The sequence below is a fragment of the Pectobacterium carotovorum genome (assembly GCF_033898505.1).
Classification (GTDB): domain Bacteria; phylum Pseudomonadota; class Gammaproteobacteria; order Enterobacterales; family Enterobacteriaceae; genus Pectobacterium; species Pectobacterium carotovorum_J.
In genome coordinates, this window is the sequence record NZ_JAXAFK010000004.1 from 195,884 (window position 1) to 218,808 (window position 22,925).

The 22,925-nt window shown below is 53.7% G+C and carries 22 protein-coding genes; 5 read left to right on the plus strand and 17 right to left on the minus strand.

The genetic code is table 11. The annotated features are described in order from the left end of the window. Nucleotides 1-3 precede the first annotated feature (3 nt). The 3 genes from ssuC to bhsA all read left to right on the plus strand — a co-directional run bounded on the left by ssuC (nucleotide 4) and on the right by bhsA (nucleotide 2,025). Nucleotides 4-798, plus strand: coding sequence for an aliphatic sulfonate ABC transporter permease SsuC (ssuC, locus tag R9X49_RS17970; RefSeq protein ID WP_205565216.1), 795 nt, complete (start codon nucleotides 4-6; stop codon nucleotides 796-798). Continuing rightward, a complete protein-coding gene (gene ssuB / locus R9X49_RS17975) occupies nucleotides 795-1,595 on the plus strand; it encodes an aliphatic sulfonates ABC transporter ATP-binding protein (RefSeq protein WP_319849713.1) in 801 nt (266 codons plus the stop codon). Before ssuC ends, ssuB begins: the two co-directional genes overlap by 4 nt. A gap of 172 nt (nucleotides 1,596-1,767) precedes the next feature. Further along, nucleotides 1,768-2,025, plus strand: a complete 258-nt coding sequence (bhsA, locus tag R9X49_RS17980) for a multiple stress resistance protein BhsA (protein WP_319849714.1) — start codon at nucleotides 1,768-1,770, stop codon at nucleotides 2,023-2,025. Between the two features lie 102 nt (nucleotides 2,026-2,127). Here bhsA and R9X49_RS17985 read toward each other — a convergent pair whose 3' ends face one another. The 12 genes from R9X49_RS17985 to R9X49_RS18040 form a co-directional block, all read right to left on the minus strand. Then, nucleotides 2,128-3,417, minus strand: a complete 1,290-nt coding sequence (locus R9X49_RS17985) for an MFS transporter (RefSeq protein ID WP_319849715.1) — start codon at nucleotides 3,415-3,417, stop codon at nucleotides 2,128-2,130. A gap of 344 nt (nucleotides 3,418-3,761) precedes the next feature. Beyond that, nucleotides 3,762-4,910, minus strand: coding sequence for a galactonate dehydratase (dgoD, locus tag R9X49_RS17990; RefSeq protein ID WP_319849716.1), 1,149 nt, complete (start codon nucleotides 4,908-4,910; stop codon nucleotides 3,762-3,764). Next, a complete protein-coding gene (locus R9X49_RS17995) occupies nucleotides 4,907-5,524 on the minus strand; it encodes a 2-dehydro-3-deoxy-6-phosphogalactonate aldolase (RefSeq protein ID WP_233972207.1) in 618 nt (205 codons plus the stop codon). Before R9X49_RS17995 ends, dgoD begins: the two co-directional genes overlap by 4 nt. Continuing rightward, nucleotides 5,508-6,404 carry a 2-dehydro-3-deoxygalactonokinase gene (locus R9X49_RS18000; protein WP_319849718.1) on the minus strand — a complete coding sequence of 299 codons (897 nt, stop codon included), beginning with the start codon at nucleotides 6,402-6,404 and terminating at the stop codon, nucleotides 5,508-5,510. The genes R9X49_RS17995 and R9X49_RS18000 overlap by 17 nt, the downstream gene beginning before the upstream one ends. Beyond that, nucleotides 6,401-7,099, minus strand: coding sequence for a D-galactonate utilization transcriptional regulator DgoR (dgoR, locus tag R9X49_RS18005; protein WP_005976717.1), 699 nt, complete (start codon nucleotides 7,097-7,099; stop codon nucleotides 6,401-6,403). The genes R9X49_RS18000 and dgoR overlap by 4 nt, the downstream gene beginning before the upstream one ends. 388 nt (nucleotides 7,100-7,487) lie before the next feature. Then, nucleotides 7,488-9,293 carry an ABC transporter ATP-binding protein gene (locus R9X49_RS18010; protein WP_319849720.1) on the minus strand — a complete coding sequence of 602 codons (1,806 nt, stop codon included), beginning with the start codon at nucleotides 9,291-9,293 and terminating at the stop codon, nucleotides 7,488-7,490. A 39-nt stretch (nucleotides 9,294-9,332) separates the two neighbouring features. Beyond that, nucleotides 9,333-10,241 carry an ABC transporter permease gene (locus R9X49_RS18015; protein ID WP_319849721.1) on the minus strand — a complete coding sequence of 303 codons (909 nt, stop codon included), beginning with the start codon at nucleotides 10,239-10,241 and terminating at the stop codon, nucleotides 9,333-9,335. Beyond that, nucleotides 10,238-11,215: an ABC transporter permease gene (locus R9X49_RS18020; RefSeq protein ID WP_319849722.1), complete on the minus strand. Its 978-nt coding sequence runs from the start codon at nucleotides 11,213-11,215 to the stop codon at nucleotides 10,238-10,240. Before R9X49_RS18020 ends, R9X49_RS18015 begins: the two co-directional genes overlap by 4 nt. Next, nucleotides 11,215-12,204 (minus strand): nucleoside hydrolase, encoded by a 990-nt coding sequence (locus tag R9X49_RS18025; protein ID WP_319849723.1) that lies wholly within the window; start codon nucleotides 12,202-12,204, stop codon nucleotides 11,215-11,217. Before R9X49_RS18025 ends, R9X49_RS18020 begins: the two co-directional genes overlap by 1 nt. 1 nt (nucleotide 12,205) lies before the next feature. Continuing rightward, complete coding sequence (locus R9X49_RS18030) at nucleotides 12,206-13,159, minus strand: nucleoside hydrolase (protein WP_319849724.1); 954 nt, start codon at nucleotides 13,157-13,159, stop codon at nucleotides 12,206-12,208. Nucleotides 13,160-13,261: 102 nt separating this feature from the next. Next, nucleotides 13,262-14,146: a dihydrodipicolinate synthase family protein gene (locus R9X49_RS18035; protein WP_319849725.1), complete on the minus strand. Its 885-nt coding sequence runs from the start codon at nucleotides 14,144-14,146 to the stop codon at nucleotides 13,262-13,264. 69 nt (nucleotides 14,147-14,215) lie between these two features. Next, entirely contained in the window at nucleotides 14,216-15,766 is a 1,551-nt protein-coding gene (locus tag R9X49_RS18040) for an ABC transporter substrate-binding protein (protein ID WP_319849726.1), read from the minus strand. Between the two features lie 142 nt (nucleotides 15,767-15,908). On the opposite strand from R9X49_RS18040, the gene R9X49_RS18045 reads away from it, so the two are divergent. Next, nucleotides 15,909-16,805, plus strand: a complete 897-nt coding sequence (locus R9X49_RS18045; protein WP_319849727.1) for a LysR family transcriptional regulator — start codon at nucleotides 15,909-15,911, stop codon at nucleotides 16,803-16,805. Nucleotides 16,806-16,950: 145 nt separating this feature from the next. On the opposite strand, the gene yidA is transcribed toward R9X49_RS18045, so the two are convergent. The 5 genes from yidA to R9X49_RS18070 all read right to left on the minus strand — a co-directional run bounded on the left by yidA (nucleotide 16,951) and on the right by R9X49_RS18070 (nucleotide 21,399). After that, a complete protein-coding gene (gene yidA, locus R9X49_RS18050) occupies nucleotides 16,951-17,766 on the minus strand; it encodes a sugar-phosphatase (protein ID WP_319849728.1) in 816 nt (271 codons plus the stop codon). 155 nt (nucleotides 17,767-17,921) lie between these two features. Continuing rightward, entirely contained in the window at nucleotides 17,922-19,364 is a 1,443-nt protein-coding gene (locus R9X49_RS18055; protein ID WP_319849729.1) for a 6-phospho-beta-glucosidase, read from the minus strand. 68 nt (nucleotides 19,365-19,432) lie between these two features. After that, nucleotides 19,433-19,774 (minus strand): PTS lactose/cellobiose transporter subunit IIA, encoded by a 342-nt coding sequence (locus tag R9X49_RS18060; protein ID WP_413775898.1) that lies wholly within the window; start codon nucleotides 19,772-19,774, stop codon nucleotides 19,433-19,435. Next, on the minus strand, nucleotides 19,764-21,077 hold the full coding sequence (locus R9X49_RS18065; protein ID WP_319849731.1) for a PTS sugar transporter subunit IIC: 1,314 nt from the start codon (nucleotides 21,075-21,077) through the stop codon (nucleotides 19,764-19,766). The genes R9X49_RS18060 and R9X49_RS18065 overlap by 11 nt, the downstream gene beginning before the upstream one ends. A 16-nt stretch (nucleotides 21,078-21,093) precedes the next feature. Further along, nucleotides 21,094-21,399, minus strand: a complete 306-nt coding sequence (locus tag R9X49_RS18070) for a PTS sugar transporter subunit IIB (RefSeq protein WP_319849732.1) — start codon at nucleotides 21,397-21,399, stop codon at nucleotides 21,094-21,096. 214 nt (nucleotides 21,400-21,613) lie between these two features. On the opposite strand from R9X49_RS18070, the gene R9X49_RS18075 reads away from it, so the two are divergent. Further along, nucleotides 21,614-22,627, plus strand: coding sequence for a LacI family DNA-binding transcriptional regulator (locus R9X49_RS18075; protein ID WP_319849733.1), 1,014 nt, complete (start codon nucleotides 21,614-21,616; stop codon nucleotides 22,625-22,627). Nucleotides 22,628-22,925 lie beyond the last annotated feature (298 nt).

The window sequence follows — 22,925 nt, forward strand, 5'->3', positions numbered from 1 at the left end:
ATCATGGCAAGAACGCTCTCTTCACTGGCACAGCGGTTTGCACCCTTCCTGCTCCCCGTGACGCTGCTGGTCGCGTGGCAGGTTTCCGTCGAGTTCGGCTGGCTATCCAACCGGATTTTGCCTGCGCCCAGTTCGGTGATTACCGCAGGCTGGTCGCTCATCTCTAGCGGCGAGCTGTGGCAGCATCTGGCTATCAGCGGCTGGCGCGCCCTGATCGGGTTCGCTATCGGCGGCAGCATTGGGTTAACGCTCGGCTTTATCACCGGGCTGTCGCGCTGGGGTGAGCGTCTGCTGGACAGCTCGGTGCAGATGATCCGCAACGTTCCTCATCTGGCGCTGATTCCGCTGGTGATTCTGTGGTTCGGCATTGATGAAGCGGCCAAGATCTTTCTGGTGGCGCTGGGCACGCTGTTCCCGGTTTATCTCAACACCTATCACGGCATTAAAAACATCGATCGCGGCCTGTTGGAGATGGCGCGCAGCTACGGCCTGTCCGGCCTGAGCCTGTTCTCTCAGGTGGTGTTGCCCGGCGCGCTGCCGTCCATCATGGTCGGCATTCGTTTTGCGCTGGGCTTTATGTGGCTGACGCTCATTGTCGCGGAAACGATTTCTGCCAACTCCGGCATCGGCTACCTCGCCATGAACGCCCGCGAGTTCCTGCAAACGGACGTGGTCGTGGTTGCCATCATTCTTTACGCGCTGCTCGGCAAGCTGGCCGATATCAGCGCTCAGGGGCTGGAGCGCATTTGGCTGCGCTGGAATCCGGCTTATCAAACCTCATCGGGGGACGCATCATGACCGCTTTTACCGATTCTGCAACGCACGCGCATTCACCGTCGCCGCTCACCAAAGGGACGCCGCTGGCGCTGGATGCCATCACCAAACACTATGGCCACCGCACCGTGCTGAATGACGTGCAGCTGCGCATTCCGTCCGGGCAGTTTGTTGCCATCGTTGGCCGCAGCGGCTGCGGTAAAAGCACCCTGCTGCGCCTGCTCGCCGGGCTGGAAGCCGCCAGCAGCGGCGAACTGCTGACCGGCACCGCACCGCTCAGCAGCGCAAAAGATGACACGCGGCTGATGTTTCAGGAAGCACGCCTGCTGCCGTGGAAAAAGGTGATCGATAATGTCGGGCTGGGGCTGCGCGGCAACTGGCGTGAGAAAGCGCAGGAGGCGCTGGCCTCCGTCGGGCTGGCAGATCGCGCCGGCGACTGGCCAGCAGCGCTGTCCGGCGGTCAGAAACAGCGCGTCGCGCTGGCACGCGCGCTCATTCACCATCCGCGTCTGCTGCTGTTGGATGAACCGCTGGGTGCGCTGGATGCCTTAACCCGCATCGAGATGCAAAGCCTGATCGAAAATCTGTGGCGCCAGCACGGCTTCACCGTACTGCTGGTGACTCACGATGTCTCCGAAGCCATTGCACTGGCCGACCGGGTTATTCTGATCGAAGAAGGGCGCGTGGGGCTGGATATTACGGTCGATTTACCCCGGCCGCGGCGTCGTGGATCGGCAAAACTGGCGGAGCTGGAAGCCCGCGTGCTGGAGCGCGTGCTGGCCCCTACCTCGCCTCCTCTGCCCCAGCAGGCGGCAATGTAACCGTCATTCTGGCGATCGAGACTGTGTATCTTATCGCCAGATTTAACATCAAAAATATTGACTAATATTCTCAAAACACCCCGTTTTCCCTTCCATCTGCATCGGCGTAATATCCTCTTCATCGAAAGGAAATGACCTTTCACTCCAAACAACATTGAACAGGATACATCACATGAAAAACGTAAAATTCTTCGCCGCTGCTGTCGTACTTTCTACCCTGTCTTTTGGTGCTTTCGCTGCCGAACAGGTCTCTTCACAGCAGGCACAAAGTCTGGAAAAAGTGGGTATCGTTAGCGCTACTGCTCGTAGCCTGGATTCACTGCAAGCACAGCTGGCTCAGAAAGCAGAAAAAGCCGGTGCCAGCGCCTTCACTATCACGTCTGCCACGGGTGACAACCAACTGCGCGGCGTCGCCGTTATCTATAAATAATGGCTGCTGATAAACAATCAAAAAATTAAACGGACTTTCCTCACCAAAGAGGAAAGTCCGTTTTTTTATGGCTTTCGCCCGAGCCCTAAACACCCAGATGAATTACCCTACACGCTTCACTTCGCCCACCAGTAAGATGTAAGAGAGTGCGCCAACCAGCGCTACGCCAGCAATGTAGGTCAGCGCCGGAGCAAAACCGTAATCCTGCGCCAGATAGCCAATAATCAATGGCACCGTGATACCACCCAGACCGCCGACAAAGTTGAACACGCCCCCCGTCAGACCAATCAGGCGAATCGGCGCCAGCGACGACACCAGTGACCAGGTGATAGAAGCAAAGCCATTGCCAAAGAACGCCAGCGCCATCAGCGTCATAATCCATACCGGATCGTTGGTATAGTTCGCCCCCATGATGCAGGTTGAAATCAACAGGCCGCAGATAATTGGCGTTTTACGCGCCAGACCGATCGATTTTCCGCTACGCACCAGACGGTCCGCCACAAACCCGGACAGCAGCACGCCAACGAACGCCGCCAGGAAAGGCACTGTCGTCATAAAGCCAGCTGTCAGTGCGCTAATCTGTTTTTCCTGCGTCAGGTAGTTCGGGAACCACGTCAGGAAGAACCACAGCGTAGAGGTCACGGCAAACTGCCCGATATACACGCCCACCAGTTTGCGGTTAAACACCAGCTTCCAGTCGGCCGCCGTCAACGGCGTACGCGCTTTTTTCTCACTCGGCGCATCGCCATCAACAATACCGCCGCCTTCGGCAATGTAATCCAGCTCGGCCTGATTGATCCCTTTGCTTTTCTTCGGTGGCTGATAAACAAAGTGCCAGATAATTGCCCAGACAATACCGACGCCGCCGGTAACAATGAACACCCAGTGCCAGCTCAGGATTTCCTGCAACCAGATAAGCAATGGCGTAAGAAATGCCAGACCAACGAACTGTCCTGACGTATAGAATCCGACGGCGGAAGCGCGTTCTTGCTCAGGGAACCAACTGGTCACCATGCGGTTATTCGTCGGAAATGCAGGCGCTTCAAACAGCCCGGTCACGGCGCGTAAACCAATCAACGATGCCAGACCGGTAGCGAAACCTTGCAGCAATGTGGCAATCGACCATCCCATGATGGCGATAAAATAGGTGACCTTTGAACCGACGCGGTCAAGGAACCAGCCGCCGGGTATTTGGCATAACGTATAGGTCCAGGCAAACGCGGAAAAGATATAGCCCATTTGTGTTTTTGTAATGCCGAACTCTTCCTGAATATGTGCCGACGCCACAGCCAGGTTGGCCCGATCCACATAGCAGATGACGACCGTAATAAAAATCATCAGCAAGGTGAAATAACGCCGTTTTGTAGGACGGGTAGTTAATGTCATATCCATCTTATGTTCCTGTTATTTATTAAACGGGCTGCGATATTTATCGCCCGCTATTTTTGAACGTTCAACAACACCAGCAGTTGGTATGCTTTATTTTTTCTAATGAAATAAATAACCGCGCACAGTCAATACATTCCTTTATTGATAATGGCGTTTTATTTTTAATAACCCCGGTGATGAATCATGATAAATGGAAGATTAATTCCCCCGACACCAATAAATAGTAATCCCTCACGAAATCATTGAGTTCGTGATAATCCATGATTGCTCTATTTTATTTCGCCGGGGGAAATGCGTTATGTTTTAACGGTCATTCAATTCCCATATTGCTTGAGACATGACGCGTATTACCACTCGGCGACGGCACCGTCAGGATAACGCCACACCGGGTTGCGCCAGTCTGGCGCATTTTTACTGCGTTCAATAACCAGCTCTTCATTAATTTCCACACCGAGGCCAGGCTTATTCAGCGGATAGAAATGGCCGTCGGTCATAGCAAAGTCTTCTTTATTGACAACATAATCCAACAGCTCGGCACCTTTATTATAATGGATGCCCATACTTTGCTCCTGGAATACGGCATTACGCGCCACAAAGTCGAGATGTAAACAGGAAGCCAGTGCAATTGGACCTAATGGACAGTGTGGTGCCAGCGCAACATCATAGGCTTCCGCCATAGCGGCAATTTTAAAGCACTCGGTAATACCGCCCGCGTGAGACAGGTCAGGCTGAATAATGGCCAGTCCGCCGTCTGCCAGTACGCGTTTGAAATCAAAGCGTGAGAACATACGCTCGCCCGCTGCAATCGGCAGGTGGGTTTGCGCCGCCAGACGAGGATAGTATTCCGCCTGTTCAGCCAGCACCGGTTCTTCAATAAACAGCGGACGGTACGGCTCCAGCTCTTTTATCAGGATTTTCGCCATCGGCGCATCCACACGACCGTGGAAATCCAGACCGAATTCGATGCTGTTACCAAAGGCTTCGCGGATTTCCGCAACCACGGCCACCGCCGCATCCACTTTGCGCGAGTTATCAATGATGCCCATCTCTTCACAGCCGTTCAGCTTGAAGGTATCGAAGCCAATGTCGGTCAGCTTCTTGATGCCTGCAATCACTTCGGAAGGACGGTCGCCGCCCACCCAGCTGTACGCTTTGATCTTATCGCGCACCAGCCCACCCAGTAACTGATAAACCGGTACACCCAGCGCCTTGCCTTTGATGTCCCACAATGCCTGGTCAATACCGGCGATCGCACTCATCAGGATCGGGCCGCCGCGGTAGAATCCCGCGCGGTAAAGCACCTGCCAGATGTCGTTGATGCGTGCCGGGTCTTGCCCGATCAGATAGTCAGACAGCTCGTGAACGGCAGCTTCAACCGTACGTGCGCGGCCTTCGATAACCGGTTCGCCCCAGCCGACAATGCCTTCATCGGTTTCAATCTTCAGGAACATCCAGCGTGGCGGCAGCCGGTACGTGGTGATTTTGGTAATTTTCATTGAACAGCGTCCTTATAAGCGTTAACAAATGCATGTGCTTTTTGCGCGGTGACGTCAACCGACTGACCAGCTCGATACAGATCGCCGCCTAACCCGGCACCGACGCAGCCTGCACTAAGGTAATCCTTCAGGTTCTCTGGCGTAACGCCACCGACGGCAAAGACGGGAACGTCTTTTGGCAATACCGCTTTCAGCGCCTTGATGTAGTCCGGCCCAAATGCCGATGACGGGAAAATTTTCAGCGATTGCGCACCCGCTTCCAGCGCCACGAAGGCTTCCGTCGCGGTGGCACAGCCTGGGCATACCGTCATGCCGTAACCCACCGCCCGGCGAATCACCTCAGGGGAAATGTTAGGCGTAACGACTAACTTGCTGCCAATTTCCTGTAATTTGTCGACATAGTCGGCTTTTAGTACCGTCCCTGCGCCAATCAGGGCGCGATCGCCAAAATGCTCTACCGCCAGTTGAATACTTTCATACGGGTTCGGCGAATTCAGCGGGATCTCCACTGCATCGAATCCGGCATCCAGCAGCGCCGCGACATGTTCCAGCACCTCATCCGGCGTGATACCGCGCAGAATCGCAATCAAGGGAAGATTAGTATTCCAGCTCATTAACAATGCTCCTTATTCCTGCCTGAAAAGCCCGATCGCCATCCAGCTGCTGCCAGCGCAATCCAGCTTGTTGTAATGCTTTTTCGTAGCGTGCGGTCAGCGCAGGGGAGCCGATGAGCGTGATGCTGTCTCCTGCCGCTACCTGATAGTGGCGCTGCATTTGTGAGACTTCGTTGCCAATCAGCAGCCCGGACAGCCAGTCGCTCACGGCACTTTTCTCCAGACGCCCCAGCACATGCGCCGCGCGGGTTTCAAACAGGCAGCGGATGATGTTGTCGTCGGCAAAGCCTAGCGCCAGCCCTTGCTGGAACGCATCGGGGGACGGCTGCTGCTCGGTCAGCCCCACGCCAATTAACGACTGCGTCATCAGCAGGTGGTGCAGTTCGCCGGTCATCACCGTACGGAAATCCAGCACGTTGCTGTCATCGGCCCGCACCCACTTCGAGTGAGTTCCCGGCATTAAATAAAGAGAGGAAGGACATTCGCTATATGCGCCAATCAGCTGGGTTTCTTCACCGCGAATCACATTGCAATTATCGTCCTGCGCAATACTCAGCCCCGGCACGATCCAGGCGGCCAGTGGACGGGCTTCTTCCACACGCGTCAGGCGATGGGCGACGTCCGTCAGGCGAGTCGGGCATGACAGATACGGTACGGAAAGCCAGCCCGCATTGCTGCCAATCATGCCCGCCATCACGACAGGCACGTTGTGCTGCTGCCACGGCGCAACGATCTGCTGAAAAACCTGCTGCGGCGTCTGACCGTTCAAACGCGTGACGCCCGCTTCAGATTTCACGCTGTCGATACAGACGCCGTCCAGATACAGCCACGCCCGCAGGTTGGTCGAACCCCAGTCAATGGCGATATAGCTTTCACTCATGTAATGTCCTTTAACCGTTTGGTCGAGCTGGCGATCATGGTCAACGCCGCCCGCTCTGCTGCTTCAATATCCTGATGCCGAATGGCATCGTAGAGATCCTGATGCTCACGCAATGTCCGTGGCATGTTGTCTTCGTCCGGCATATAGGTGCGCTCAAACACCGCACGCTGCAACGAGCTGATCGCAACGCTTAGCTGCTGTAGCACCGGGTTGTGCACCGCCGCCAATACCGCCTCATGGAAGCGAATATCCGCTTCATTAAACGCGTCACGATTCTGGTGGTTGGAAATCATGTCGTTCAGCGCCGCTTCAATCACCGCCAACTCGCTTGAGGTCGCCCGTTCGGCAGCCCAGCGGGCAATTGTCGGCTCCACCAGATTACGCACCTCGCTCATCGCGCTGATCAGACGCGGGTCGTAGTCGCTTGCCAGAACCCATTGCAGAACGTCGGTATCCAGGTAATTCCACTGGTTACGTGCGGCTACAAACGCGCCGCGATACCGTTTCACTTCCACCAGTCTTTTCGCCATCAGCGCTCTGAACACTTCGCGAATGATGTTGCGCGAAGTCTGAAATTCTTCACACAGTTCAGCTTCTGCGGGTAGCGGCGTACCCGGCGCGTATTTCCCGCCAACGATCTGTTGGCCAATATCCAGAATGATGCGGTCGGTTTTGCTTAATTCCTGCTTATTCATCATCACCTCAACGAGACAAAACGGATTGATATCACTGCACTTACTTTACCCGCCATGCCGCCTGACGTCGCCGAACTGTTGCACAATAACCGCACCCTTCCCTCTTTTCTTGGCCTGATTGTAGTACCATTTACATGTGTTGTACTACAATCTGGATCACAAAACGGACAATGGATACAATTTTGAAACATCAAGCGTCCCCGGATTTCAACATCCAGAGGAATTGAGCTGTGCGAAGTTGGAAGGCGACGAAAGCCCGCCAGCGGCAGTGAAAAGAGAGAGGAAAAAGTAAGGAAGAGAGTAAGAAGAAAAAGAATGGCGGTTCAGGCCATACGCAATGCGCACGCAAAAGAACCGCCATTAATGGCAAAGTCAGATAAGGGTAAAGCTACGCCTGTTCCAGTACAAAATGTCCTTCCCCGACTTGCTTATAGCGGCGTGCGGGGGGATGGAAATCTGGGGTGCGTACCGGACTGCGCAATTCATCATTGGTGATATTACGCACCGGACGGGTGTCTGGGTCAGGCACGGGCACGGCTGAAATCAGACGCCGGGTGTAATCATGCTGCGGATTGTCGAAGATCGCCGAACGTGGCCCGATCTCCACAATTTCGCCGAGATACATCACCGCTACGCGGTGGCTGATACGCTCGACAACGGCCATATCGTGCGAGATAAACAGGAATGACAGCCCCAGCTTCTGCTGAAGATCCAGCATCAGGTTGATCACCTGCGCCTTAACGGACACATCCAGCGCCGACACCGATTCATCGGCAATAATCACTTTCGGCTCCAGCGCCAGCGCACGCGCAATACACACTCGCTGCCGTTGCCCGCCGGAGAACTGATGCGGGAAACGCGAAGCCATATCGCCGGATAACCCTACCTGTTCCAGCAGTTCGCTCACTCGCGCACTCACATTCTGGCGGGTCGCCAGACCGTGCAGCAGCATCGGTTCGGCGATGGCTTCCCCTATCCGCATACGCGGATTCAGGCTTTCATACGGATCCTGAAACACCATTTGAATCTGCCGCCGCGACTCGGTCAGCTCACGCTTATCCGCCGTCAGGATATTTTTTCCCAGCAACTGAATGTCGCCGCTGACGGCGTCGTTGAGGCGAATAATCGACCGTCCGGTGGTGGATTTACCGCAGCCCGATTCCCCAACCAGCGCGAGCGTTTCGCCCGGCCAGAGATCGAACGAGACATTTTCCACCGCATGAACCCGCCCGGACAGCCGACGGAAAAATCCTGATCGGATATCAAATCGGGTGACCAGATTTTTTACCGTCAGCACCGGTTCCTCGCCCGACACGGTATTCACCGCCTCCGGCACCGGCTGGCGTTCGCCCGTTTTGAGATCGATCAGCGGAAAGCGCTGTGGCCATGCGCTGCCGGACATCGAGCCTAATTTGGGCACCGCAGACAGCAGCATGCGGGTATAGGGCTGTTGCGGATGATGAAAGATTTCTCGCGTGACGGCATTTTCTACCATTTCACCCTGATACATCACCAGCGTGCGGTCGGACACTTCCGCCACCACGCCCATGTCGTGGGTGATAAACAGCACCGACATCCCTTCTTCTTCCTGAAGGGTTTTTATCAGCGTCAGGATTTGCGCCTGAATTGTGACGTCCAATGCCGTCGTCGGTTCATCGGCAATCAACAGCTTCGGATGGCAGGCCAGCGCAATCGCAATCACTACGCGCTGACGCATCCCACCAGAAAAGCTCTGCGGGTACTCGTTCAGCCGTGATCTGGCCGCCGGAATGCGTACTTTTTCCAGCAGTCGTACCGCTTCGGCGCGCGCTTCAGCTTTCCCCATGCCGCGATGGCGACGCAGCACTTCCGTAATCTGGTAGCCAATCGGCAAAACCGGATTCAGGCTGGTCATCGGCTCCTGGAAAATCATGCCGATGCGGTTGCCGCGCACATCCTGCATCGCTTTATTGGGGAGCGACAGCAGTTCGGTATCGCCGAAATGAATCTGCCCCTCAATACGGCTTTGGCCGGGCGGCAGCAAGCGCATGATGGATTTCGCCATCACGCTTTTCCCTGAACCGGATTCCCCCACCACGGCGACCGTCTCTTTCTCGCCAATCGTGAAGGACAAATCCCGCACCACGTTCATCCACTCGCCGTTCACCTGAAAGGCTGTGGTCAGATGCGAAACGGACATAATCGGCGCTGTCATGTGTTCGTTACCCCTCATTCCTATGGGCGTTCCCACAGATTAATTCCGCGGGTTGAGGATGTCGCGCAGCGCATCCCCGACCAGATTGATCGCCACAATCAGCAGCAACAGTGTCAGCCCCGGAAAGAAGCTGATCCAATAGTCGCCCGACATCAGGTATTCAAAACCGTTAGAGATCAGCAGCCCCAGCGACGGTTCCGTCACGGGCAGCCCGATCCCCAGAAATGAAAGTGTGGCTTCCAGCATGATGGCGTAGGCGATGCGCATCGTTGCCACCACGATCAGCGGTGCCAGACAGTTGGGTAAAATATGGCGAAACAGGATGCGGCGATTGGACAGCGCCATGCTGCGCGCCGCGTCCACGTAGCTGCGGCGACGTTCCACCAGCGCTGACCCGCGAATCGTCCGCGCGTAGTAAGCCCACTGCGTTACCACCAGCGCCATGATGATCTTATCGACCCCTTGCCCCAGCACCGCCAGCAGAATCAGCGCGATCAGGATGGGCGGGAAACTGAGCTGGATATCGACGATACGCATGATTGTCGCGTCCGTTTTTCCGCCAACGTAGGCGCTGATCAGGCCCAGCGAAGCGCCAATCAGCAGCGCAAACACCGCGCTGGTGAATCCCACCATCAGGCTGATGCGGGTACCGTACAGAATGGCACTAAACAGGTCGCGCCCCTGGTCGTCCGTTCCCAGCCAATACGTCATGCCCGACATACTGGAGGAGCCCGGTACAAGTCGGCCATCCATGATATCGAGCTGCATCAGATCGTAAGGATTCTGCGGCGACAGAAGCGGGGCAAGCAGCGCAAGCAGCACGAAAACCGCCAGCATAATGAGTCCGCACAGCGCCAGCCGATCGTTGATCAGCGCCATCACCACGCGCATCACCGGATGGGCGGTTTTTTGCACGGCGGCGGGCTGGTGTATCGTATTCCCTGTCATCCCTTGTCTCCTCCGAGCCGCACGCGCGGATCGACCAGCACATACAGCAAATCGACCAGCAGGTTAATCACGCTGAACATCACGACGGTAATCATCAGATAAGCCAGGATAACCGGACGGTCGAGCACGGCGATCGAATCGATAATCAGCTTGCCCATGCCCGGCCAGGCATAAATGGTTTCCGTAACGACGGCAAATGCGATCAGCGATCCCAGCTCCAGCCCCAGCACGGTAATCAGTGGAATCAGCGTGTTGCGCAGCACATGAACCAGTACGATTCGGGTTTCCGACAGCCCTTTCGCGCGAGCAAACTGTACATAATCCTGTTGCAGACACTCCATCACGCCCGCACGCATCAGGCGGATAACCAGCGATATTTTAAACAGTGCGAGGTTAAACGCGGGCAAAAGCAGGTGTTCTAAACCATCGCGGGTCAGAAAACTGAATGGAATACCGAACAGTTCATGAGTATCGCCCCGGCCAGAGGACGGCAGCCAGCCCAGCTTCACGCTGAACAGCATGATCATCACCAGCCCAATCCAGAACGTGGGCAGGCTAAAGCCGAGGATGGAGAAGGTCATAATGGATTTGGACACCGCGCTGTCTGGCTTCAGGCCAGCGTAAATCCCCAGCGGAATACCGACAACCAGCGCCATCACGAACGCCACCATCGCCAGTTCGAGCGTGGCAGGCATGCGCTGAAAAATCAGCGTCAGCGCGGGTTGATTAAAGATAAACGAGTTGCCCATGTCGCCCTGAAAGGCGTTCCAGACAAATAGCCCGTACTGTTCCCAGACGGGCTTATCCAGACCGAAGGACTGAATCACCGCCAGCCGCTCTGCTGGCGTGGCCGTCGCACCCAACAGCATATCGACCGGATTACCGACCAGATAGACACCCACAAACACCAGCACCGACATAACAGCCAGCGTCAGCAGCGTTTGTCCGATTCGGCTCAGCAGGTAGGCTATCATTAGCGCCCCCCGGAACCGTTTAGTGCTTCAGAAGCATTGGTTTCTTCAGGAGAATAGCGGCGCAGGCGATCGGCAATCAGCCCAAGGAACCCTTGCTCATCGATTTCCCGCGCGACCAGCGCATTCTCGGGTTCACCCAGTTTGTGATAAAAATCGGCAAACGCGTAACCCGCCGTTCTACCGGCAACTTCTACTCCGATGCGCGCGCGTTTTGATTTGAACAGCTCCGGTTTCAACAGCCACGCAATGACGGCCGCATCATGAATCGGTCCACCTTCACGACCAAAGCGCTCGACTTCACTACGGTCAAACATGCGCAACAGCGCTGCCATCGCCTTACCCGGCGCGCCGCCGCTGCGTTCGATGTCCTCAACCTGTTCCGTCTGAATTAATGCCTGAAAGGTCACATCCAACGGCATGATAACGAGGGGAACGCCGGAAGAAAAAACGATCTCCGCCGCATGCGGATCGGCATAGACGTTAAAATCTGCCCACGGTACGCGATTCCCCATCGCGGTAAAGGCACAGCTCATGGAAACAATCTGTTTGATGCCGCGTGCGACATCAGGATGGAAGCACAGCGCCAACGCCAGATTCGTCAGCGGGCCAAGTGCGCAAATGGTGATGGGATTATTGTCGGCTGCCGCCTGACGCGTCATCCGTACCAGAAAATCGACGGCGTGTTCCTGTTCCGGCGACAGCGTGCTCTCCGGCACCCAGTCAGCAGAAAATTTGCCGATATGAGCGTATTTACCGAAAACCTGATCGCGGATCAGCGGACGAGACGCACCTGCAAAAATGGGCACATCGGTTCTGCCCGTCACCCCCACTACGTTGCACGCGTTCGGCAACGTGGCGGCAAGCGGCACATTGCCTGCCACAACGGTAATCCCCAGAACGTCTAGCTCGGGTGAGGCCAATGCCAGCCAGATGGCTATCGCATCGTCAACGCCGGGATCGGTATCAATAATAATGCGTTCTTGAACCATGTCAGACACCCTCTCCATAGCGGCTCAATAGGTCAGCAAACAGCTCGACAACCTGTTTGGCATCAACCCCCGTCACCACATCCACATTCGGCTGACGGTCAGTTTTTCCGTACCAGTCGGCAACGGTCTGCCCCATGCACAGCTCGCTTTCCTGCTCAATGTAAACGCTGGCTTTTTCCGTCGTAAAGCAGTGCGGTGCCAGCACCCAGGCGATGACCAGCGGATCGTGTAGCGGGCCGCCGCGTGAACCATAGCGACGGATGTCATTGCGATCCCAAAACGCCATCATTTCACCCAACGGCGCGGAAATCCGCCCGGATAGCGCGATGAAACGCGCCACCAATTCCGGCGTCAAAATCACCTGATGCGTGACATCCAGCGGTAGCGCGACAAGGGCAATCGATGAATCAAACACTATCTTCGCCGCCTGTGGGTCGGCGAGCATATTAAATTCAGACGTCAGGCTGCGGTTGCCTGCTTCACGGTATGCGCCGCCCATCATCACAATACGCGCAATACCGTCAGCAATCTCAGGTGCCATACGCAGCGCCATGGCCACGTTGGTTAGCGGCCCTAGCGTACAGAGCGTGATCGGCGTGCCGTCAGCGATCGCCTGCTTGCACTGCGCAATAATAAAACTCACGGCATGCTGCACTTCGGCCTGTTTTTGCGGCACAGGCAGCACCGTCTGGCCCAGTCCGCTTTCACCGTGAAACTGGCCATGAATAGGGTCGCGCAACAGCGGCCGATGGCAGCCGGCGAAAACGGGAATATCCGTGCGCTGACCCAGCTCAACAATTTGCAGCGCATTACGCAGCGTCTTGTCCAACGGTTGGTTACCGCACACCGTGCAAATGCCGCGAATATCCAACTCTGGCGCCACAAATGCACTTAATAACGCAATCGCGTCATCTATCCCTGGATCACAATCAATAATAATAGGTAACGCGCTCATCCCTTGATGATTCCTTTTCTCTTTTTAATAGGTACAACCAAACTTCAAGGTGCAGAAAGCCCCACACCTCTACAGCGTGAAAAATAACAAATCTATTTGGTGTTAAAGGGAATCGACAGACGCTAAAACGTCAGCGATCTCCTTACGCGCCTTTTCATCCAGCGGCAGCTGAGGCGGCAACGGATCGCCTACCGCAAATCCCTGCAATTGCAGTGCCGCTTTAATACAGCCGGCAATAGAATAACGGGCAAAGATTTCATTGATGCGCCACAGCGGACGCTGAAGCTCCATTGCTCTGTTCCAGTCACCCGCGCGGGCGGCTTCATACAAAGCAATACTCTGTTTGGGAACGATACAGGCCGGGCCAGCCATCCAACCCACGCCGCCAATCAGCATGACGCAGGCGGGAATATGAGCGGATGCGGAGAACACGTCCATTCGGCCACGGGTACGTTCAATGATGGAAAGCAAGCGCCCGGTATTGGTCGAGGCGTCTTTGATATAGCGGATGTTATTAACATGGCTGAGGCGTTCTATGACGGGCAGACTTAAATCGGAACGCTGGAACTGAGGATTGGTGTAGAGCACCACCGGTTTGCCCTGTGCGGCTTCGGCAATGGCGCGGAAATACTGTTCGACGCCCTCGTCTTTCAGGGGGAAATAGGCTTCCAGTACCGCCAGAATGCCATCTGCACCCAGTTCGACGTAGCGTTTCGTTTGCTCAACAGCATCCTGAATGGTTGTCGATGCAACACCGGCGATAACCGGCACGCGGCCTGCCGTTGTCTCTATCACCGTTTTGACCACATCCAGACGCTGAGCCGCGGAGAGATAGGCAAATTCACCGGTGCTGCCTAACGGCACGACGCCATGTACACCGCATTGAATCAGATGTTCAGTGAGCTGCGCCAAAACGGGCTTATCGACCTGACCATCGGGCCTGACGGGTGACACCAGATAGGGAAAAACACCGCTAAACGTATTCACACCGCTCTCCTTGTTATCGGTAATAAGGGGTGAAAACCTCACCCCTTTTGGGTCATCGCTGAAAGGTAACTATTTTGCGGAACGGACGAAGTACGGCAGCGTGTAGGCATCGGAACGGCCCACATAGGTATACTGCTTTTTCATCGCCCAGGTGTTGGACAGGAACATGACCGGAATGACACCCAGATCGTTCATGCCAATGTTCATCGCCTCAGCCAGCAGCGCATCACGTTTGGTTTCATCCAGCGTGACGCGTGCTTCGTTCAGCGTTTTATCAAAGACAGGATTGGAATAGCGACCACGATTCCCCTGTCCTGCATTGGGGCCAAAGGTTTCTAACAATGGCCCCAACACACCAGAAGCTTCCCCGGTTTCAATCGCGGCCCCGCCCATAATCAAACTGAATTCGAGACGAGACGCGCGTGAGAAGTACACACTGCCGGGCATCGTAACGACTTCGGTTTTGATGCCGGCGCGTGTGAACATTTGGCCAATGGCCTGAGCAATTTTAGAATCATTAGGATAACGATCGTTCGACGCGTGGAAGGTCAGCGTGAAGCCGTCGGGGTAACCCGCCGCCGCCAGTTCCTGTTTGGCTTTCTCCGGATTATAAACCGGCGCAGGAATGGACGCGGAATAGCCTGGGTACCCCTTCGGTACAAGCTGAGAGGCGACAACAGCCTGCCCCTCCATCACACGGTCGACGATTGCCTGGCGATTAATAGCTAAAGACATCGCCTGGCGTACTTCTTTTTTTAGTAATGGGTTTTTACCATCAGGACCTTTGGCGAACGGTGATTCCTCTCGCTGCTGGTCCATGTGAAGGTAAATAACACGATTCCCTGGTGTTGAAATCGTTTTTAACTGCTGATTTTTTTCAATATTACTGCTGTCGGCTGTTGGAACGTTTTCGATCATGTCCACATCACCGGATAATACTGCTGCTACACGTGCACTACTGTTTTTAAATACACGGACAGTAACGTTGTCCCACTCTGCTTTTCCTCCCCAGTAATCGTCATTACGACTAAGGACTACCCGGTCGTCCGGCACCCAGGAAACAAATTTGAATGGCCCTGTACCAATCACATCTTTTCCTGAATTCAACGTTTCCGTCGGGACATTCTCAAGTCGGGCCGGTAAAATCGAAATCCGACTTAAATTATTCAGCAGCAGCGGCGAAGCCTCTTTTGTCTTAATCCGCACCGTTAGTGGATTAACTTCTATTACTTCAGCAATGTCGCTGACGTAAGGTGCGTAAGAGCTAGGGCTGTTTTTTGATGCCAGCGCAATACGTTTAATGCTGGCAATCACATCTTTAGCCGTAAAATCACTGCCGTCGTGAAACTTAACGCCAGGACGCAACACAAATTCCCACGTCTTGTCGTCAATCACTTTCCAACTGGTTGCCAGGGCAGGTGCAATCTGCTGTTTTTCATCCTGTACAACCAAACCGTCAAAAATGTTGCGCGCCATTGCGCTATTCGCCCCACTCACATAAAACTGCGGATCCATTGATGTGGTGGAGGAAGCCAAACCGATATTCAGGTCCGCGCTATAAACCAAAGGTGAAGATGAAAATAAAACGGTAAACAATAACGCCAGCGTTGATTTCTTCATTCACTAACCCTCTATTCCATGATTGAGTACTGATGAAGTGTATTAAATCTTATGATTCTGAGTCTATGCGCCAGATTGGATAATGAAAAATTGCATTTTGTGTTAAATTGATAACTAAATGTTATGTTTTAAGGTGACGAGCATGCGTATCAATCCCCGCCAGGTTGAAGCCTTTCATAAAGTCATCCTCACCGGAGGCATCACCGCTGCCGCCAACATGATGTACATCACCCAGCCCGCAGTCAGTCGGCTCATTAAAGACTTTGAAGACGCACTGAATCTGAAGCTCTTTGATAGAGACGGACGCGGTCTGATTCCACGCGCCGAGGCGATGAAGCTGTACCGGGAAGTCGAACGTCTTTACTTAGGGTTGGATCAAATCGGGCTGATTGCCGACGAAATTCGCCACGCCAAAGGCAGCGTACTGCGCATCGCCGCCGTTCAGGCGCTCTCGTTCCTGTGTTCCGACCAGGTTCTCCCTACCTTACTCAAGAAATACCCCGATCTTTCCCTGTTTCTGGATATCGAAAGCAGCAGCCGTATTACGGACGCGATTGCTGAAAATCACTATGACGTGGGCTTTATTTTTGGCCAGCCCGGCATCAAAGGGCTGGAAGCCGAACCACTGGCTGACGCCAGTGCTGTCGCGGTGTTAGCGGTGGATCACCCGCTTGCCACGGCGGATGAAATTACACTCGCCGATCTGGCTGGCACGCGCGCCATTCTGCCCGGCAGAACCACACCGCTGCGGGCGCAGATTGATATTTCCGCCAGAAAAGAACAAATCTATTTGCATAACCCCATCGAAACCTCGATGGCTAACTGCTGCGTGCTGGCGTCAAGAAACGTCGGTATCGGCGTGGTAGATTTTATTACCGCCCTGAACAGCCCTTCCCCGGTTATCGTTAAGCCTTTCAATCCTGATATAAAAATGGCGTATTGCGCGGTTTACCCACCCCAAATCCCCCGCAGCCAGGTGGTGAATCACATCACTCAGGTTATGAAAGAAAAAATAGCGGATAGTCTGGAATTAAAATAATTTCCAGCCAAAGTCGTTATTTTTATTAATGTATTTATTAAATAATGACTATCAGGAAATAGATTTATAAAAAATAAATATCAAGGTTATTATTTTAAATAAAAATAGCCATCGTTGATGGCTATTCGGCTTTATCTGTAAATAATCAGGCATTCAGCACAAATTTCTCGATCGCATAAGCGACGCCGTCTTCCGTGTTGCTTTTGGTGACGAACTGGCTGGCTTCTTTCACTTCGTCGATGGCGTTGCCCATCGCTACGCCGATGCCCGCATAGCGAATCATCGCCAGATCGTTCTGCTGGTCACCTAGCGTCATGACGCTTTCGCGTGGAATACCGAGGTGCTCCGCCAGCATCTTCACGCCTTCACCTTTGTTGACGCGCTTATCCAAAATTTCCAGATAGTATTCGGCGCTCTTCATGATGGTGTAGCGTTCAAAGGCTTCCGGTGGAATCTGGCTGATGGCACGATCCAATATCTCTGGCTCATCAATCATCATCACTTTCGGGAACGTCAGGCTGCAATCCATTTCCTCAACCGCGCGATACTTCAACGGCATTCCGGTCAGGTGGGATTCGTGAATAGTGTAAGGACTGATGTCTTTATTGGCGGTATAGACGAAATTGAAGTCCAACGCGTGAAAATGGGTGCCCAGTTTGCCGGCCAGAGCTTCGAAATAGAGATAATCGTCGAAACTCAGCGCGGTTTGCGCTACGCAGTCACCGTTGATCGTACGCTGCACCAGCGCGCCGTTGTTGGTGATGCAGTAACAGCCTTCCTGCTGCAAATCCAGCTCCATCAAATAGCGTTCGACGCCGATATAGGGGCGGCCGGTAGCCAGCACCACCTGCACGCCTTTCTCTCTGGCAGCGGCAATCGCGGCTTTTACCGTAGGTGAAATTTGATTTTGGGGCGTCAGCAACGTCCCGTCCATATCAATAGCGATCAGTTTTACAGACATAGTTTTTCCAGCATCAAGTTATCTGTTTTCATGCTAACGCGATTCAGCGATGAAGTCGTTAGTGAAATACAGCAGGGTGACAGGCGTATGACGCACAACGTAAAAAGCCGTGCGGTTAAGCACGGCCCTGTGACCAACGTTTCCTGCAATCGCCGTTATAGTTCGGCGCCGTTGCTGGCGATCACCTTCTTATACCAGTCAAAGCTCTTTTTCTTCGAGCGTTTGAAGGTGCCGGTGCCATCGTCGTGTTTATCCACGTAGATGAAACCGTAGCGTTTGCTGTACTGACCGGTGGTGAACGACACGCAGTCGATGCAGCCCCACGGGGTATAGCCCATCAGCTCCACGCCATCTTCCACGACGGCTTTCTTCATCTGATCGATATGCGCTTTGAGGTACTCGATGCGATAATCGTCGCTAATGCTGCCGTCGGCTTCCACCTTGTCTACCGCGCCAAAGCCGTTTTCGACGATGAACATCGGTTTCTGATAACGCTCGTAGAAGCTGTTCAGCGTATAGCGCAGGCCAACCGGGTCGATCTGCCAGCCCCACTCCGATGCCTTCACGTGCGGGTTTTTCACGCCACCGTCAAAGCCCGTAATCGCATCTTCTTTTTTCTGGCCTTTTGCCGCCAGCTGCACCGCGCTGCTCATGTAGTAGCTGAAGCCCAGATAGTCCGTGCAGCCTTCGCGCAGCGTCTGTTCGTCTTCCGGCTGCATATCAATCTGATAGCCTTTTCTCGCCCACTCTTTCAGGATGTAAGACGGGTAGTAACCACGCAGTTGCACATCACCGAACAGGTGGCGTTCACGCATCGCTTCCTGTGCAAACATCACGTCATCCGGGTGGCATGACCACGGATAGATCGGTACCAGCGCCAGCATGCAGCCAATTTTGAAGTTCGGGTTAATCTCATGACCCAGCTTCACCACTTTCGCACTGGCGACAAACTGATGGTGCAGCGTTTGGTACATCGCCTGCTCCGGCTTGTCGTGATCGGTAAAAATCACGCCGGAACAGCAGTAGCCAAACAGCGGATACTGCCAGTTACGCTGGTTGTTGATCTCATTGAAGGTCATCCAGTATTTCACTTTGGACTGGTAACGCTTCATGACCACTTCGCTGTAGCGAACAAAGAAATCCACCACTTTACGGTTCAGCCAGCCGCCGTACTGCTTAACCAGATGATGCGGCATCTCGAAGTGGGACAGCGTAATCACTGGCTCGATGTTGTATTTCAGCAGTTCATCGAACAGGTCGTCATAGAATTGCAGACCCGCTTCATTCGGCTCCAGCTCATCGCCATTGGGGAAAATACGCGTCCAGGCAATCGAGGTACGGAAGCATTTGAAGCCCATTTCGGCGAACAGTGCAACATCCTGCTTATAGTGGGAATAGAACTCCACCGCCTGATGATTCGGATAACTGACACCAGGCTGTACGCCATCGGTAATCACACGGTCAACGCCGTGGGCACCGCCGGACAGGACATCGCAAATGCTGACGCCTTTGCCGCCTTGATCCCAACCACCTTCAACTTGATGCGCCGCTACCGCGCCGCCCCACAGAAAGTCTTTCGGTAATTGTTGAACAGACATCTTGTTTCCTTTTCGTTAGTTCAGATTTACATGTTATTAATTTATAAGCGGTTTAATGGGTGGCGTGTTTAATGAATAGACTGTTTCAGGGTGGAGATTTCCCGATGCAGTTGAATCAACTCCTCCACCAATTCACGGCATAGCATCGCGTTCATCAGGTGATCTTGCGCGTGAACCAGAATCAGGTTGACCGGGATTTTCCCGCTGCCCTCGTCGGCACCAATCAGGGCCGTCTGGATTTGATGGGCTTTGCGCGCCGCAACGGAAGCCGTGTTCAGCAGTTCGTCGGCCTTGTCCCAGTCATATTTTCTGGCAGCGCTCAGCGCCTCCATTGAGCTGGAACGTGCCTCTCCCGCATAGATAATCAGTTCCATTACTGTCGTTTCATCAAGCATGGTTTCATCGCGCATCACTCACGGCCTCCTCTGCTGTACCCACTTCTTGTTCGATCAACTGACGTTCATACATTTTGAAGAAGGGGTAATAGATTAAGGACGAAACGACAATCAGTACCCCCACCAGCACTACCGCACGCCAGTCCCATCCCGTAGACCAGGCTGCGCCAATCGGGCCCGGCGTTGTCCAGGGCGCAAGAGAAATGACGCGGTGCACCAAATCGGTTTTTAACGCGATATAGGCAAGGGTGGCGTTCACCAGCGGCGCAGTAATAAACGGGATGAACAGCAGCGGGTTCATCACGACGGGGGAACCAAAAATCACCGGTTCATTGATGTTGAACATACTCGGCACCACGGCCAGCTTGCCGATGGAGCGCAGGTGAGCAGAACGGCTGCGCAGATAGAGAAAGACCAGCCCCATGGTCGCCCCCGATCCGCCCACCGTAATGAAGAACTGCCAGAAGGGTTCAATAAAGATTTTGGTGATCGGGGCGCCCGCGTTAAACGCTTCCTGATTAATCCCTAAGTTGGTCAGCCAGAACGCCTGCAAAATGCCGCCGACGATAACGGCACCGTGAATCCCGGCAAACCACAGCAGGTGGCAGAGCAGCACCGCGATCAGGATGGCGGGGAGCGAGTCGGATGCCGAGATAATCGGCGCAAAGATAGCCATGATCGCCTGCGGTAACAGCATGCCGAACTGGCTCTGCATAAACAGGCTAAGCGGGAAAAGCGTCAGGAAGATAGCAAGAATCGGGATCAGCAGATCAAAAGACTGGCGGATTTTCGGCGGTACCTGTTCCGGCAGGCGGATACCAATATTGCGCTTCTGCAAAAAATGCATCAGCTCCGTCGAATAGATCGCCACGATAATCGCGGTGAAAATCCCCTCGCCGCCCAGCGACCCAACCGGTAGGCTTTTGTCGATTTGCGGCGCCGCCACGACCATAAACGACATCAGCGCTAGGCTGGCAGCCATAAAACCGTTCATTTTATAGCTCTGCGCCAGGTTATAAGCGATGGCGCTGGTGATATACACCGCCATAATGCCCATCGTCATATTGTAGGGCATCATGATTTGTTCGCCGTGGCGTTCCACCATCCCTAGCCACCACTGCGCAAAAGCCCATTCACTATTCGGACTAAAAGGCGGATGAGCGAATAACATCATAAAAGAGCCGACAATTAAAAAGGGCATTGATGCAATGAACCCATCTTTAATGGCAACGACATGACGCTGGCTGGAAAGCTTCGCCGCAATCGGGCTAATACGGTTTTCGATAACGCTGAATAATGACTCAGTTAATTTACTCATTATTCCTCCCGTTATATTACGCGATCATCGCCAGGGCATCGTTAAGGACTTTCTCCCCATTCATCATGCCGTAATCAATCATATTAATGACCGCAATCGGCTTCGATTTTTCGTCAGCTATCGCTTTGAATTCAGGTAATTTATACTTAATTTGCGGGCCAAGAAGGCAACAGTCATACTGATCAATCAGTTCATTAAACTCTTCAAAACCTACGGCTTTTATCTCAACAGCGATCGCCTTTTGCTCGGCGACCTTTTCCATCCGCTGTACCAGCATGCTGGTAGACATTCCTGCTGCGCAACAGAGTAAAATCTTATTCATACTGCACCTCACCGTCCGTTTTTTTATTATTCAAGCAAGATGAAAAATAATATGCAACCGGTTTCATATTGTTTTTACTGTTTTTTGAAGGCGATCATAAATAGCGCAATCAGGGAATATTTTTATCCCTATACTCGTTATTGGTGATAAAAAAGGAGGATTTTTCCCTATAATGACGGCATAAAGCGGCGCAAAAGGAGAACGGGAAAGTACGATGGTAACCATGCTCGATGTAGCGAAAAAAGCCGGTGTCTCCAAGGCAACCGTATCACGCGTGCTGACAGGGAATAACTACGTCAGTAAAACTACGCGGGATCGGGTATTCCAGGCGATTGAAGAGATTGGCTACCGGCCCAACCTGCTGGCGCGCCAGCTCGCCACGAGCAAATCGCAAATCATTGGTTTGGTCGTGACCAACACGCTGTACAGCGGCCCCTATTTCAGCGAATTGCTGTTCCAAACGGCGACGATGACGGAAAAGTACGGGCGGCAGCTCATCATGGCGGATGGCAAACACAGTGCAGAAGAAGAACGGGAAGCGATCCAGTTCCTGCTCGATTTACGCTGCGATGCCGTCATTATCTATCCGCGCTTTCTCTCTATCGATGCGCTGGAAAGCATTATCGAACAGCATGAACAGCCGATCATGGTCGTCAACCGCACACTGCATCGGCACGGTGACAACGGCATCTGCGCTGACCACCAGCAGCACTGCCATGATGCCGTCAATTACCTGATTGCGCAGGGTCACCGTGATATTGCGTTTATCTGCGGATCGCCAAATTCTCCCACCGGCACGAGCCGGCTGGCGGGCTACCGGCAAGCGCTGGAGGAAAATGGGATTCCCTATAGCGACAAGCGGGTTGCACCTGGCGACTGGACCCATGACAGCGGCTATACGGCAGCCAAAACCCTGCTGCAACGGGCGACCACCTTCAGTGCACTGGTCGCCAGCAATGACGATATGGCGATTGGCGCGGCAAAAGCGCTGCGCGAGCACGGCCTTGCGATTCCGCAGGATGTCTCACTGCTAGGGTTCGACGATTTACCGATGGCTTCATGGTTCTACCCGCCGCTCACTACCGTGCACGTGCCCGTCGCCGAGATGATTAACTATACCCTTGAGAAACTGCTGTGCCGGCTGGAGGGTGAAACCGTCGTGCCTGCGCCTGACTTCAAGGGCGAATTGATTATCCGCGATTCCGTCAGCAAAGGCCCTGCCGCTTAACCCCCGCTCACTCGGTGAGGTGTCATGCCTCACTGCTATCTCGATGTAAGCACCACGCAGATTTGTGACATTTTCGTGAATAGCCTAAAGAGATATTGTTTCCCGCCGATAATTTAATTGTGATTTACATCACAAAAACACGAGTCATATAAGGGAATGCCCATAAAAAACAAAGGAAAGTAATGCATTGATTCTTTTATGAAAAAAGTGCTTTCATACCCTAAATTGGCGGGTATAGGCGCTTATATCCCAGGGGATATTACGCATATGTCTACAACACTGTTACCGGTTAACCACA

Bases quoted from the DNA above. Each gene is read 5' to 3' on its own strand.
- ssuC (WP_205565216.1), top strand. From the start codon at position 4: ATGGCAAGAACGCTCTCTTCACTGGCACAGCGGTTTGCACCCTTCCTG.
- ssuB (WP_319849713.1), top strand. From the start codon at position 795: ATGACCGCTTTTACCGATTCTGCAACGCACGCGCATTCACCGTCGCCG.
- bhsA (WP_319849714.1), top strand. From the start codon at position 1,768: ATGAAAAACGTAAAATTCTTCGCCGCTGCTGTCGTACTTTCTACCCTG.
- R9X49_RS17985 (WP_319849715.1), bottom strand. From the start codon at position 3,417: ATGGATATGACATTAACTACCCGTCCTACAAAACGGCGTTATTTCACC.
- dgoD (WP_319849716.1), bottom strand. From the start codon at position 4,910: ATGAAAATTACCAAAATCACCACGTACCGGCTGCCGCCACGCTGGATG.
- R9X49_RS17995 (WP_233972207.1), bottom strand. From the start codon at position 5,524: ATGAGCTGGAATACTAATCTTCCCTTGATTGCGATTCTGCGCGGTATC.
- R9X49_RS18000 (WP_319849718.1), bottom strand. From the start codon at position 6,404: ATGAGTGAAAGCTATATCGCCATTGACTGGGGTTCGACCAACCTGCGG.
- dgoR (WP_005976717.1), bottom strand. From the start codon at position 7,099: ATGAATAAGCAGGAATTAAGCAAAACCGACCGCATCATTCTGGATATT.
- R9X49_RS18010 (WP_319849720.1), bottom strand. From the start codon at position 9,293: ATGACAGCGCCGATTATGTCCGTTTCGCATCTGACCACAGCCTTTCAG.
- R9X49_RS18015 (WP_319849721.1), bottom strand. From the start codon at position 10,241: ATGACAGGGAATACGATACACCAGCCCGCCGCCGTGCAAAAAACCGCC.
- R9X49_RS18020 (WP_319849722.1), bottom strand. From the start codon at position 11,215: ATGATAGCCTACCTGCTGAGCCGAATCGGACAAACGCTGCTGACGCTG.
- R9X49_RS18025 (WP_319849723.1), bottom strand. From the start codon at position 12,204: ATGGTTCAAGAACGCATTATTATTGATACCGATCCCGGCGTTGACGAT.
- R9X49_RS18030 (WP_319849724.1), bottom strand. From the start codon at position 13,159: ATGAGCGCGTTACCTATTATTATTGATTGTGATCCAGGGATAGATGAC.
- R9X49_RS18040 (WP_319849726.1), bottom strand. From the start codon at position 15,766: ATGAAGAAATCAACGCTGGCGTTATTGTTTACCGTTTTATTTTCATCT.
- R9X49_RS18045 (WP_319849727.1), top strand. From the start codon at position 15,909: ATGCGTATCAATCCCCGCCAGGTTGAAGCCTTTCATAAAGTCATCCTC.
- yidA (WP_319849728.1), bottom strand. From the start codon at position 17,766: ATGTCTGTAAAACTGATCGCTATTGATATGGACGGGACGTTGCTGACG.
- R9X49_RS18055 (WP_319849729.1), bottom strand. From the start codon at position 19,364: ATGTCTGTTCAACAATTACCGAAAGACTTTCTGTGGGGCGGCGCGGTA.
- R9X49_RS18060 (WP_413775898.1), bottom strand. From the start codon at position 19,774: ATGCGCGATGAAACCATGCTTGATGAAACGACAGTAATGGAACTGATT.
- R9X49_RS18065 (WP_319849731.1), bottom strand. From the start codon at position 21,077: ATGAGTAAATTAACTGAGTCATTATTCAGCGTTATCGAAAACCGTATT.
- R9X49_RS18070 (WP_319849732.1), bottom strand. From the start codon at position 21,399: ATGAATAAGATTTTACTCTGTTGCGCAGCAGGAATGTCTACCAGCATG.
- R9X49_RS18075 (WP_319849733.1), top strand. From the start codon at position 21,614: ATGGTAACCATGCTCGATGTAGCGAAAAAAGCCGGTGTCTCCAAGGCA.